This window comes from Halomonas sp. G15, assembly GCF_021282295.1.
In the GTDB taxonomy this organism is placed as follows: domain Bacteria; phylum Pseudomonadota; class Gammaproteobacteria; order Pseudomonadales; family Halomonadaceae; genus Halomonas; species Halomonas alimentaria.
Genome location: NZ_JAJSPA010000012.1, coordinates 86751 through 98335 on the forward strand (window position 1 = coordinate 86751; position 11585 = coordinate 98335).

Sequence of the window (11585 nt, forward strand, 5' to 3'; positions counted from 1 at the left end):
TGACGCTGGCCGGGGAATCGGCGAAGATGCGCCTCCGGATCAACTGGCAGCGGAGGAGACATGCCCCACCCTCGCCACCTGGGCCTGCTGAGGGGCCTCGACGCCGTGACCGACCTTGTCGGCCGCGCCACCGCCTGGCTGGTACTCGCCATGATGGCGGTGCAGTTCGCCATCGTGGTGATGCGTTACATCTTCGGCGTCCACAGCATCGCCCTGCAGGAGTCGGTGATGTACATGCACGCCATGGTATTCATGCTCGGGGCCGCCTGGACCCTGCGCCATGACGCCCATGTGCGCGTCGATATCTTCTATCGCAAGCGCTCGCCTCGGGGTCGCGCCTCCACCGACCTGTTCGGCACCCTCTTCCTGCTGCTTCCGGTCACTCTGTATATCCTGCTCGGCAGCTTCGGCTATGTCAGCAGCAGCTGGGCCATCCTCGAGCGCTCCCCGGATGGCGGCATCCCCGCGGTGTTCCTGCTCAAGAGCCTGATCCTGGTGATGGCGGCCCTGCTGCTGCTGCAGGGCATCGCCCAGCTGATCCGCCAGACGCTGATCCTCAAGGGTCGCCTCTCCTCCGATACGCCGACCCACGAGGAGAAGCTGTAATGCTCGCGACGCTGCTCGAACTGATGCCCCTGGTGCTGTTTGCCACCATCTGCGGCGTGCTGATGCTCGGCTATCCAGTGGCACTGTCGCTGGCGGGCACCGCCCTGATCTTCGCCGGTCTGGGCTTCGCGCTGACCCACCTGGGGGTTCCCGTCCCCTTCGAGGCCGGTTACCTCAGCGCCATGCCCAATCGCCTCTACGGCATCATGACCAACCAGACCCTGCTGGCGGTGCCGCTGTTCGTGCTGATGGGAGTGCTGCTGGAGAAGTCGCGGGTCGCCGAGACCCTGCTCGACGCCATGGCCCTGGCCTTCGGCTCGCTGCGCGGCGGGCTGGGCATCGCGGTGGTGATGGTCGGCATGCTGCTGGCCGCCTCCACCGGCATCGTCGGCGCCACCGTGGTGACCATGGGGCTGCTGTCGCTGCCCACCATGCTCAAGCGCGGCTACTCCGCCTCGCTGGCCACCGGCACCATCTGTGCCACTGGTACCCTGGGCCAGATCATCCCGCCCTCCATCGCCCTGGTACTGCTCGGCGACGTGCTCTCCAACGCCTACCAGCAGGCCCAGCTGGCGATGGGCGTATGGAGCCCCAGGACCCTCTCGGTGGGCGACCTCTTCATCGGTGCGCTCGTCCCGGGCGTGCTGCTGGTGGCCGCCTATATCGTCTACGTGATCCTGACTGCCTGGCTGCGCCCCAGCGTGGCCCCGCCGGTGGACCGACAGGCACTGATGGAGGAGCTCGGCCACCGCGGCAGCCTCTGGCCACTGCTGCTCAAGGGGCTGCTGCCGCCGGTGCTGCTGATCGTGGCCGTGCTGGGCTCGATCCTCGGCGGCTTCGCCACGCCTACCGAGGCCTCGGCGGTGGGCGCCGCCGGCGCCTTCCTGCTGGCCCTGACCAACCGCCGTCTGAACCTTCGCATGCTGCGCGAGGTGGTCCACTCCACCGCCCAGGTCACCAGCATGGTGTTCCTGATCCTGATCGGCGCCGCGCTCTTCTCGCTGGTATTCCGCGCCTTCGGTGGCGAGGAGCTGGTCATCGAGCTGTTCGAGTCGCTGCCCGGCGGCGTGGTGGGCGCCACCCTGGTGGTGATGCTGGTGATCTTCCTGCTCGGTTTCATCCTCGACTTCATCGAGATCACCTTCGTGGTGGTGCCCATCGTCGGGCCGGTGCTGCTGGCCATGGGGCTCGACCCCATCTGGCTGGGGATCATGATCGCTGTGAACCTGCAGACCTCGTTCCTGACACCGCCCTTCGGCTTCGCGCTCTTCTACCTGCGTGGGGTAACGCCCGAGTCGGTACCCACCTCGGCGATCTACCGCGGGGTGCTGCCCTTCATCCTGATCCAGCTCGGCATGCTGGGGGCGCTGGCGCTGTTCCCGGGGCTGGCCACCTGGCTGCCCGGGGTGCTCTAGCCACGCGCGGCGAGCTACTGGCAGAGCGGCGCCAGCCACGCCTCGGCGAGCCACAGCACCAGCGCATAGCGCGCCGCCTTGGCCACGCCGATCAGCAGGATGGCCCGCCACCAGGGCAACCGGAAGAGGCCGGCCAGCACGGTGAGCGGGTCGCCCACCACCGGCACCCAGGAGGCCAGCAGGCTCCACTCGCCGAAGCGGAGGTACCAGCGCTCGGCCCGCGCCAGGCTCGCCGGCGAGGCGGGAAACCAGCGACGCCCCTGGAAATGGCGCGCATAGCGGCCCAGGGCCACGTTGACCAGGCTGCCCAGGGTGTTGCCGGCGGTGGCCACCGCCCACAGGGCGAGGGCGGGCTGTTCCAGACACCATAGCCGGGCCAGCCATACCTCGGAGCCTCCGGGCAGCAGGGTGGCGCTGGCCAGGGCCACCAGGAAGAGACTCAGCATGGCAGCACCCTCCGCCCCTGCAGTAGGCTGATGCAGTTCCGTTGATCCCATGAAGACATGACCGCGATGACCCTCCCCGACACGATTCCCAACGCCCTGACCATCGCCGGCTCCGATCCCAGCGGCGGCGCCGGCATCCAGGCCGACCTCAAGACCTTCTCGGCACTGGGCGCCTATGCTACCAGCGTGATCACCGCGCTGACCGCCCAGAACACCCGCGGCGTGGCCGGGGTACACCCGGTGCCCGCCGACTTCATCGCCGTCCAGCTCGAGACCCTGCTCGCGGACGTGCGCATCGATGCCGTCAAGATCGGCATGGTAGCCAGCCGCGAAGTGGCCGAGGTGATCCGCGACGCCCTGGCGCGACGCCGGCCGCGCTGGGTGGTGCTTGACCCGGTGATGGTGGCCAAGAGCGGCGACATCCTGGTCGACGACGCCGGCATCCGCGCGGTACGCGAGGTGCTGGTGCCGCTGGCCGACCTGGTGACCCCCAACCTGCCCGAGGCGGCGGTGCTGCTGGACACCCCGGCGCCGACCGACCGCGCCGGCATGCTGGCGATGGCCCCGGCGCTGCGTGAGCTGGGCGCCGGGGCCACCCTGCTCAAGGGCGGCCACCTGCACGGCGAGGCGTGCCCCGACCTGCTGATCACCGCCGAGGCGACCAGCTGGGTCGAGGGGGCGCGGGTCGACACCGCCAACCTCCACGGTACCGGCTGCACCCTCTCCTCGGCGATCGCCGCACGCCTCGCCCGAGGCGATGCCCTCGAGGAGGCGGTGGCCGCGGCCAAGCACTGGCTGGGGGCGGCGCTGGCCGCCAGCCGGCGGCTGGATGTGGGGCACGGCCACGGGCCGGTACACCACTTCCACGCCTGGTGGTAGTGGCCTTTCGCGCATCTCGCCTTGCAGGCCCGGCCGGCGCCTCCCATGCTGAAGGTCTACACCGCCGTGGCGCCACGCCAAGGAGCCGTCATGACCCCGACCCTGCTGTTTGCCTGCGACCTCTCGGCCGAGAACCGCGCCGCCTTCGCCAGGGCGGTGCGCCTGGCCGGTGAACAGGGCGCGCGTCTCGACGTCATCCACGTGCTCGACCCCTACCTGCCACGCCGCGTGCTCCACGACCTGGAGGAGGCCGTAGTGGCGGACATGCAGGCCACCCTCACCGATATCCGCGAGGATTACGCCCTGCCCGAGCCGCGGGTGCTGATGCAGACGGTCACCGGCTCCCCCTATGCCGAGATCATCCGCGAGGCCCACGAACGCGAGGTGGACATGATCGTGCTGGGGGCTCACCGCAAGCGCGGCCAGCCCGATCTGGTGGCCGGCACCACCCTGGCCCGGGTGCTGCGCAGCGCTCCCTGCCCGGTGCTCTCGGTGAGCCACACCGCCAGCCAGGGCTGGGAAGAGATCCTGCTGCCCATGGACTTCTCGCTCACCTCCCGCCACACCCTGCGCGAGACCCTGCGCCGCTTTCCCGACACCCGCCTGACCCTGCTCCACGCCTGGGATATCCCCGGTGAGCGCGAGCTCGGCTCCCGCGGCGACTTCGCCCGCTGGCGCGACCGCGAGGTGGCGCGCCTGCAGAGCCAGCTGGAGACCGAGGTGGAACGCCTGATGGCCGAGCTCGACGACGTGCCCGAGGTGGAACTGGTGCTGGAGCAGGGCGCGCCCCTGGAGGTGCTGATGAACCGCCTGCGTCGCCAGCCGCCCGACCTGCTGGCGCTGGGCAGCCGCGGCCAGCTGGGTCGCCATAGCCAGATCACGGAGTCGCTGCTGGCCGAGCCCCACTGCGACATCATGCTGTGTCGTGCCTGGTAGCGAGCAAATAAATAGACAGAACTTGTACATGGTGGCATTGTCTGCACAGGAAGATCCCCTTCCCCTGGAGGCACTGCCATGCATCTGTTTCCCCTTATCTCCCTGCTGGCGCTCATGCTGCTTGCCCCCTCGGCCAGCGCCCAGGCCAGCGAGCGCGTGGAGGTCAACGGCGCCCGCTTCACCACCCAGCTCGAGGTCGACGGCCAGCCCTTCCATCTGGTCGGCCACGGCCTGTTCCGTTACATGATCTGGGACGCCTATGCCGGGGCCTACTACCAGGCGCCGGAGAGCCGGACGCCCGCCCCCCTGGACGAGATCCCGCGGCGCCTGGAGCTGGAGTACTTCCACGCCATCGAGGCCGACGACTTCGCCGGCGTCACCCGCGACCGGGTCCGCGAGAACCTCGGCGAGGCCGGCTACCGCGAGCTGCTGGCGGGGCTCAACGCCTTCACCCGCGCCTACCGCAGCGTCGAGCCCGGTGACCGCTATGCCCTGACCTGGAGTGACGAGGAACTCAGCCTGGCACTGAACGACGAGGAGCTCTACCGGGGCGGAGACACGGCCCTGGCCGAGGCACTCTTCGCCATCTGGCTGGGTGCGTCGCCGCTCAAGGAGAACTTCCGTGACGCCCTGCTGGGGCGCGGCTGAGCCTCGCCGCGTGCTACCCTGCGCGCGTTCGAGATCGTCGGGAGACTCAGGATGAAGGCGTTGATCCAGCGCGTGACCCGCGCCAGCGTGGAGGTAGAGGGACGCACCGTGGGCGCCATCGACCACGGCCTGCTGGCCCTGGTCGGGGTAGAGAAGGGCGACGACGAGGCCGCCGTGGAGCGCCTGCTGCACAAGCTGCTGCACTACCGCGTGTTCAGCGATGCCGATGGCAAGATGAACCTCAATCTGCAGCAGGTCGATGGCGGCCTGCTGCTGGTCTCCCAGTTCACCCTGGCCGCGGATACCCGCAAGGGGCTGCGACCCAGCTTCTCAAGCGCTGCGCCGCCCGCCGAGGGCGACCGCCTCTTCCACCTCCTGCTGGCGCGCGCCGAGGCGGCCTGGCCGAAGGTCGCCAGCGGCGAGTTCGCCGCCGACATGCAGGTCACGCTGGTCAACGACGGGCCGGTGACCTTCCTGCTCGAAAGCTAGCCGCCCAGTTCGGCCTGCATCGCCTCGAGGGCCTCCTCGGCGGATAGCCACTCCGCCTCCAGGTCGTCGAGACGCGACTTGAGCTCGCCCTGGCGGGCCAGGGTCGTGGTGAGCTCCTCCTTGCGGGCGGAATCGGTGTAGAGCTCGGCATCACCCAGCAGCGCTTCCACCTCGGCGAGTTGTGACTGGACCTTGTCCATTGTCTGCTCGACGCGATCGCGCTGCTTCTTCAGCGGGCGCAGCTTCTCGCGCTGCTCGGCGGCGGCACGACGCGACGCCTTGCGATCCTCCTTCGGCGCGCCCTCCTCGACCTGGCGTTCCTCCTTGTCGCCGCGGGCCTCACGCCGCTCGCCCTCCAGGCGCGCCTTGAGCCACAGGCGATAGTCCTCCAGGTCGCCATCGAAGGGTTCCACCCGATGGTCGGCCACCCGCCAGAACTCGTCCACACTGGCGCGCAGCAGGTGGCGGTCGTGGGAGACGATGATCACCGTGCCCTCGAAGCCCGCCAGGGCCTCGGTCAGCGCCTCGCGCATCTCGAGATCCAGATGGTTGGTGGGCTCGTCGAGCAGCAGCAGGTTGGGCTTCTGCCAGGCCACCAGGGCCAGCGCCAGACGCGCCTTCTCGCCCCCCGAGAAGCGCCCCACCTCGCCGAACACATCGTTGCCCGGGAAGCCGAAGCCGCCCAGGAAGTTGCGGATCTCCTGGTCGCTGGCGGTGGGCGAGAGACGCTGCACATGCATGAAGGGGGTGGAGGCGAGATCCAGCCCCTCGAGCTGGTGCTGGGCGAAGTAGCCGACCTTGAGGTGCTCGCCGGCCACCCGCTTGCCGGCGAGCAGCGGCAGTTCACCGATCAGCGACTTGATCAGGGTCGACTTGCCGGCGCCGTTGGGACCCAGCAGGCCGATACGCTGCCCGGGCAGCAGCGTCAGCCTGACGTTGTCGAGCTGTACCGACTCATGGCCCGCCTCGTCGCGATAGCCCAGCCGCGCCTCGTCCAGCACCAGCAACGGGTGGGAGGTCTTCTCCGCGGCGGGCAGGGTGAAGTGAAAGGGCGAGTCGGCGTGAGCCACGGCGATATCGCCCATGCGCTCGAGCATCTTCAGACGGCTCTGGGCGGCGCGCGCCTTGGTGGCCTTGGCACGGAAGCGCGCCACGAAGCGCTCGATCTCCTCGCGTCGCGCCTGCTGCTTGGCGGCCTCGGCCTGCTGCAGGGCCAGCTTCTCGGCCCGGGTGCGCTCGAAGGTGGTGTAGTTGCCGCGATAGAGCACCAGCGAGCGGCGATCGAAGTGCACGATGCAGTCGCACACCGCATCCAGGAAGTCACGGTCGTGGGAGATCAGCAGCAGCGTGCCGGGATAGCGCGTCAGCCACTGCTCCAGCCACAGCAAGGCGTCGAGGTCGAGGTGGTTGGTGGGCTCGTCGAGCAGCAGCAGATCAGAGGGCATGAACAGGGTGCGTGCCAGGTTGACGCGCATCCGCCAGCCGCCGGAGAAGGATGCCAGGGGGCGATCGAGGTCGGCCTGCGAAAAGCCCAGGCCCACCAGCAGCTGGGCGGCCCTGGCCGGGGCGCTGTAGCCGTCGAGTGCCTCGATGACACCGTGCAGCTCCGCCTCGCGATGGTCGTCGCCCGCCTCCCTGGCGGCCTCCAGGGCCGCCTCGGCCCGACGCAGCTCGGCATGGCCGTCAAGGACGTGATCGAGCAACGAGCGGTCCAGCGCCTCCACCTCCTGGGCCATATGGGCGATGCGCTGGCCGCCACTCATCTCGACCTCGCCACGATCCGGCGCCAGCTCGCCGAGCAGCAGCTTGAACAGGCTCGACTTGCCGGCCCCGTTGGGGCCGACGATGCCCGCCTTGTGGCCGGCGTGCAGGGTGAGGTCGGCGCCCTCCAGCAGGGCCTGGGTGCCGCGTTGCAGGGAAACTTGGCGCAGTGCGATCATGCGGGCTCCACGAGGATGCGGCCGCCGCTCGACGCGGCGACGAAAAAACCATGACCGACGATTCTACCGAAATGCTGGCCGCCTTGCGGTGCCGACTCGCCGAGTCGCCACTCTGGCCCTTCGCCCTGGCGCTCTATGCACGCCCGGGCGTCGAGGCCGCCTGCCTGCAACTGCAGGATGAGGCAGGCGTCGACGTCTGCGAGCTGCTGTGGCGCTGTTGGCTGCTGCACCACGGCGCCATCCCGGAGCCGGGCAGCGAGACGGCCCTCGCGAAGGTGCGCCGCTGGCAGCGCGAGATCACCACCCCGCTGCGGCGGCTGCGCCGCGAGCTCAAGGCTGCCGCCGCCGAGCACCATGGCGTGGCCCAGCTGCGCGAGACCCTCAAGCGGGCCGAGCTGCAGGCCGAGCGCGAGACGCTCGCCCGCCTGCAGGCCGTGGCGATGACCGGGCCGCTGCGCCCGCTCGCTGCGGGCGACCCGGCGCCGCAGGAACTTCTTTCGAATGTCCTGCAACTGAAGAAAAAAGCCCATCTTTCAACGCTCAATAGCCTGGTGATGCGCCTTGACCCTCCCCGGGGCCCACGCTAGCCTGAAAATCAGCCGTGTGAATGTGAATTCACCAGATGCCGCGTGGCGAGCGCTTGCGCCGCCCCGGGCAAAACCTGCAGAGGGACCACAAGAATGAAGTCACACAAGCTGTTGACCACCGCCGGTATCGGCGCACTGATGTTCGGCATGACCTCCGCCGCCATGGCAGACAACTGGCGCTACGCCCACGAGGAGTACGAAGGCGACGTGCAGGACGTCTTCGCCGTGGCCTTCAAGGAGTATGTCGAGGAGAACTCCGACCACAGCGTGCAGATCTACCGCTTCGGCGAGCTGGGCGAGTCCGACGACATCATGGAGCAGACCCAGAACGGCATCCTGCAGTTCGTCAACCAGTCGCCGGGCTTCACCGGCTCGCTGATCCCGTCGGCACAGATCTTCTTCATCCCCTATCTGCTGCCCACCGAGATGGAGACGGTGCTCGAGTTCTTCGACGAGAGCAAGGCCATCAACGAGATGTTCCCGGAGCTCTACGCCGAGCAGGGCCTGGAGCTGCTCAAGATGTACCCCGAGGGCGAGATGGTGATCACCACCGACGAGCCCATCGAATCCGTGGATGACTTCCAGAACAAGAAGATCCGCGTGATGACCAACCCGCTGCTCTCCGAGACCTACAACGCCTTCGGCGCGACGCCCACGCCGCTGCCCTGGGGTGAGGTCTACGGCGGCCTGCAGACCGGCATCCTCGACGGCCAGGAGAACCCCATCTTCTGGATCGAGTCCGGTGGCCTCTATGAGGTCTCCCCGCACCTGACCTTTACCGGCCACGGCTGGTTCACCACCGCCATGATGGCCAACCAGGACTTCTTCGAGGGTCTCTCCGACGAAGACAAGGAACTCGTACGCGAAGCCTCCGGTGCGGCCTACGACCACACCATCGAGCATATCCAGGGCCTGGCCGAGGAGTCGCTCAACAAGATCACGGAAGCCTGCGACAACTGCACCGTCACCCGCCTGGATGACGAGCAGATCGCCAAGCTCAAGGAGCAGGCACCGCAGGTCGAGGAGAAGTTCGTCGAGATGGCCGGCGAGCAGGGCCAGGAGCTGCTCGAGCAGTTCAAGGCTGACCTCGAGGCCGTGACCTCCGACGAGGAGTAATTCGCTTCCCGTCGCCATGACAGGGGGTGGCCCATAGCGGGTCACCCCCTTGTTCGTTGCGTGCACCCAGCGTTGACCCTCAGACCACACTAGCGGGCTCACGGGCCGTATCCTGACAGTCGAGAAGCCGTTGCTTGATACACGGCCAACAACCCACTGCATGCTGAAGGGAGTGCAGCCATGACAGATGAAGAAGCCGAAAACGCCTATCGCTCGGGCCTGCCCGGCCCGCTGGGCGTCATCGATACCCTGATCAGCAAGCTGGAGGCGGTGCTGCTGGCCATGGGCGTGCTGCTGATGGCCATCAACACCATCGCCAACGTCATCGCCCGCTTCGTGCTCGGCGACAGCATCTTCTTTACCGGCGAGATCAACCGCATCCTGATCATCATGATCACCTTCGCCGGCATCGGCTATGCGGCGCGCCACGGCCGCCACATCCGCATGTCGGCCATCTACGATGCGCTGCCGGTGGGCGGCCGCCGTGCCCTGATGATCTTCATCGCCCTGTTCACCTCGCTGGTGATGTTCTTCCTGCTCTACTACTCGCTCATCTATATCCTCGACCTCCAGTCCAAGGGTCGGGTACTGCCGGCACTGGGCTTTCCGATCTGGCTGATCTATGTCTGGGCGCCACTGGGCTTTTTGATCACCGGCATCCAGTACCTGCTCACCGCCATCAAGAACATGACCTCAAGGGATGTCTACCTGTCGACCGGCGTGGTCGATGGCTACAAGGACACGGAAACGGAAGTCTGACGCAGGGCGCTACGCTCGGGGGAACGCACTATGACCACAATAATGGTTTGCACCATGATCGCCCTGCTGTTGCTGGGCTTTCCGATGATGATCCCGCTGATCACCGCCGCGGTGATCGGCTTCTTCATGATGTTCAACGGCCTGGGGCAGATGGATACCCTGATCCAGCAGATGATGGCCGGTATCCGGCCCGCGTCGCTGATCGCGGTGCCGATGTTCATCCTCGCCGCCGACATCATGACCCGCGGCCAGTCGGCCGACCGCCTGATCGCCATGGTGATGTCCTTCATCGGCCATATAAAGGGTGGCCTGGCGGTCTCCACCGCCACCTCCTGCACCCTGTTCGGCGCCGTCTCGGGCTCTACCCAGGCCACCGTGGTGGCGGTGGGCTCGCCCCTGCGGCCCAAGATGCTAAAGGCCGGCTACTCCGACTCCTTCACCCTGGCGCTGATCATCAACGCCAGCGATATCGCCTTCTTGATCCCGCCGAGCATCGGCATGATCATCTACGGGGTCATCTCCGAGACCTCCATCGCCGAACTGTTCATCGCCGGCATCGGCCCGGGGCTGATGATCCTGGCCATGTTTTCCGCCTACTGTATCGCCTACGCCGTGATCCGCGACGTTCCCACCGAGGCCCGGGCGAACTGGAGTGAACGCCTCACCGCGGTGCGCCAGGCGCTGTGGCCGCTGGGTTTCCCGGTGATCATCGTCGGCGGCATCTACGGCGGCGTCTTCAGCCCCACCGAGGCCGCGGCGGCCTGCGTGCTCTACGCGGTCTTCCTGGAATTCGTCATCTTCCGTTCGCTGAAAATGCAGCATATCTACGCCATCGCCAAGTCCACCGGCCTGATCACCGCGGTGGTGTTCATCCTGGTAGCGGCGGGCAACGGCTTCTCCTGGATCATCTCCTTCGCGCAGATTCCCCAGGCGATCCTGGAGGCCGTGGGCATCAACGAGGCCGGACCTACCGGCGTGCTGATCGCGATCTGCATCTCCTTCTTCGTGGCCTGCATGTTCGTCGATCCCATCGTGGTGATCCTGGTGCTGACGCCGATCTTCGCCCCGGCGATCGCCGCTACCGGCCTCGATCCGGTGCTGGTGGGTATCCTGATCACCCTGCAGGTCGCCATCGGCTCGGCCACGCCACCCTTCGGCTGTGACATCTTCACCGCCATCGCGATCTTCAAGCGCCCCTACCTGGACGTGATCAAGGGCACGCCACCCTTCATCTTCATGCTGGTACTGGCCGCGGCGCTGCTGATCATGTTCCCGCAGATCGCCCTGTTCCTGCGCGACGTGGCGTTCAACTGATCCAAGGAGAGTGAACCATGTTCAATCGGATCCTGGTCCCGGTGGATGGCTCCAAGGGCGCGCTCAAGGCACTCGAGAAGGGCGTGGGGCTGCAGCTGCTGACCGGAGCGGAGCTCTACCTGCTGTGCGTGTTCAAGCACCACAGCCTGCTCGAGGCATCGCTCTCCATGGTGCGCCCCGACAAGCTGGAGATACCCGACGACGCCCTCAAGGAGTACGCCACCGAGATCGCCGTGCATGCCAAGAACCAGGCCATCGAGATGGGAGTGCCGGCCGACAAGCTGCGCGCCTTCGTCAAGGGCGGGCGTCCCTCGCGTACCATCGTGCGCTTCGCCCGCAAGCGCGAGTGCGACCTGATCGTGATCGGCGCCCAGGGCACCAACGGCGACAAGAGCCTGCTGCTGGGCAGCGTCTCCCAGCGCGTGGCGGGCTCTGCCCACTGCCCCACCC

The 11585-nt window shown here is 67.5% G+C and carries 13 protein-coding genes; 11 read left to right on the forward strand and 2 right to left on the reverse strand.

Annotation, left to right across the window (positions count from 1 at the left end; all coding sequences use genetic code 11):
- Nucleotides 1–60 precede the first annotated feature (60 nt).
- Nucleotides 61–606: a TRAP transporter small permease subunit gene (locus LWH48_RS08000; protein WP_232912168.1), complete on the forward strand. Its 546-nt coding sequence runs from the start codon at nucleotides 61–63 to the stop codon at nucleotides 604–606.
- Nucleotides 606–2021: a TRAP transporter large permease gene (locus LWH48_RS08005; protein WP_232912169.1), complete on the forward strand. Its 1416-nt coding sequence runs from the start codon at nucleotides 606–608 to the stop codon at nucleotides 2019–2021. Before LWH48_RS08000 ends, LWH48_RS08005 begins: the two co-directional genes overlap by 1 nt.
- Before the next feature lie 14 nt (nucleotides 2022–2035).
- On the opposite strand, the gene LWH48_RS08010 is transcribed toward LWH48_RS08005, so the two are convergent.
- Nucleotides 2036–2467, reverse strand: a complete 432-nt coding sequence (locus LWH48_RS08010; RefSeq protein WP_232912170.1) for a YqaA family protein — start codon at nucleotides 2465–2467, stop codon at nucleotides 2036–2038.
- Nucleotides 2468–2533: 66 nt separating this feature from the next.
- On the opposite strand from LWH48_RS08010, the gene thiD reads away from it, so the two are divergent.
- The 4 genes from thiD (at nucleotide 2534) to dtd (ending at nucleotide 5419) form a co-directional block, all read left to right on the forward strand.
- Complete coding sequence (gene thiD / locus LWH48_RS08015) at nucleotides 2534–3346, forward strand: bifunctional hydroxymethylpyrimidine kinase/phosphomethylpyrimidine kinase (RefSeq protein ID WP_232912171.1); 813 nt, start codon at nucleotides 2534–2536, stop codon at nucleotides 3344–3346.
- 90 nt (nucleotides 3347–3436) lie between these two features.
- A complete protein-coding gene (locus LWH48_RS08020) occupies nucleotides 3437–4282 on the forward strand; it encodes a universal stress protein (RefSeq protein WP_161431837.1) in 846 nt (281 codons plus the stop codon).
- 78 nt (nucleotides 4283–4360) lie between these two features.
- Nucleotides 4361–4930: a chalcone isomerase family protein gene (locus LWH48_RS08025; protein WP_232912172.1), complete on the forward strand. Its 570-nt coding sequence runs from the start codon at nucleotides 4361–4363 to the stop codon at nucleotides 4928–4930.
- A gap of 51 nt (nucleotides 4931–4981) precedes the next feature.
- Nucleotides 4982–5419, forward strand: a complete 438-nt coding sequence (dtd, locus tag LWH48_RS08030; protein WP_161431839.1) for a D-aminoacyl-tRNA deacylase — start codon at nucleotides 4982–4984, stop codon at nucleotides 5417–5419.
- Here dtd and abc-f read toward each other — a convergent pair.
- Entirely contained in the window at nucleotides 5416–7359 is a 1944-nt protein-coding gene (abc-f, locus tag LWH48_RS08035) for a ribosomal protection-like ABC-F family protein (protein WP_232912173.1), read from the reverse strand. The two genes, dtd and abc-f, sit on opposite strands and share 4 nt — an antisense overlap.
- A gap of 50 nt (nucleotides 7360–7409) precedes the next feature.
- Here abc-f and LWH48_RS08040 point away from each other — a divergent pair, with 50 nt between their 5' ends.
- The 5 genes from LWH48_RS08040 to LWH48_RS08060 form a co-directional block, all read left to right on the forward strand.
- Nucleotides 7410–7946, forward strand: coding sequence for a TIGR02444 family protein (locus tag LWH48_RS08040; RefSeq protein WP_232912174.1), 537 nt, complete (start codon nucleotides 7410–7412; stop codon nucleotides 7944–7946).
- 93 nt (nucleotides 7947–8039) lie between these two features.
- Nucleotides 8040–9062, forward strand: coding sequence for a TRAP transporter substrate-binding protein (locus LWH48_RS08045; protein WP_161431841.1), 1023 nt, complete (start codon nucleotides 8040–8042; stop codon nucleotides 9060–9062).
- Between the two features lie 180 nt (nucleotides 9063–9242).
- Nucleotides 9243–9821 (forward strand): TRAP transporter small permease, encoded by a 579-nt coding sequence (locus LWH48_RS08050; protein WP_161431842.1) that lies wholly within the window; start codon nucleotides 9243–9245, stop codon nucleotides 9819–9821.
- A gap of 30 nt (nucleotides 9822–9851) precedes the next feature.
- Nucleotides 9852–11135, forward strand: a complete 1284-nt coding sequence (locus tag LWH48_RS08055) for a TRAP transporter large permease (protein ID WP_232912175.1) — start codon at nucleotides 9852–9854, stop codon at nucleotides 11133–11135.
- A 17-nt stretch (nucleotides 11136–11152) separates the two neighbouring features.
- The coding region (locus tag LWH48_RS08060; RefSeq protein ID WP_232912176.1) for a universal stress protein at nucleotides 11153–11585 on the forward strand (433 nt) is incomplete at its 3' end.

Coding starts and splice junctions, on each gene's coding strand:
- LWH48_RS08040 (WP_232912174.1), top strand. CDS start 7,410: ATGACCGACGATTCTACCGAAATGCTGGCCGCCTTGCGGTGCCGACTC.
- LWH48_RS08025 (WP_232912172.1), top strand. CDS start 4,361: ATGCATCTGTTTCCCCTTATCTCCCTGCTGGCGCTCATGCTGCTTGCC.
- LWH48_RS08050 (WP_161431842.1), top strand. CDS start 9,243: ATGACAGATGAAGAAGCCGAAAACGCCTATCGCTCGGGCCTGCCCGGC.
- LWH48_RS08055 (WP_232912175.1), top strand. CDS start 9,852: ATGACCACAATAATGGTTTGCACCATGATCGCCCTGCTGTTGCTGGGC.
- LWH48_RS08010 (WP_232912170.1), bottom strand. CDS start 2,467: ATGCTGAGTCTCTTCCTGGTGGCCCTGGCCAGCGCCACCCTGCTGCCC.
- dtd (WP_161431839.1), top strand. CDS start 4,982: ATGAAGGCGTTGATCCAGCGCGTGACCCGCGCCAGCGTGGAGGTAGAG.
- LWH48_RS08005 (WP_232912169.1), top strand. CDS start 606: ATGCTCGCGACGCTGCTCGAACTGATGCCCCTGGTGCTGTTTGCCACC.
- thiD (WP_232912171.1), top strand. CDS start 2,534: ATGACCCTCCCCGACACGATTCCCAACGCCCTGACCATCGCCGGCTCC.
- abc-f (WP_232912173.1), bottom strand. CDS start 7,359: ATGATCGCACTGCGCCAAGTTTCCCTGCAACGCGGCACCCAGGCCCTG.
- LWH48_RS08020 (WP_161431837.1), top strand. CDS start 3,437: ATGACCCCGACCCTGCTGTTTGCCTGCGACCTCTCGGCCGAGAACCGC.
- LWH48_RS08000 (WP_232912168.1), top strand. CDS start 61: ATGCCCCACCCTCGCCACCTGGGCCTGCTGAGGGGCCTCGACGCCGTG.
- LWH48_RS08045 (WP_161431841.1), top strand. CDS start 8,040: ATGAAGTCACACAAGCTGTTGACCACCGCCGGTATCGGCGCACTGATG.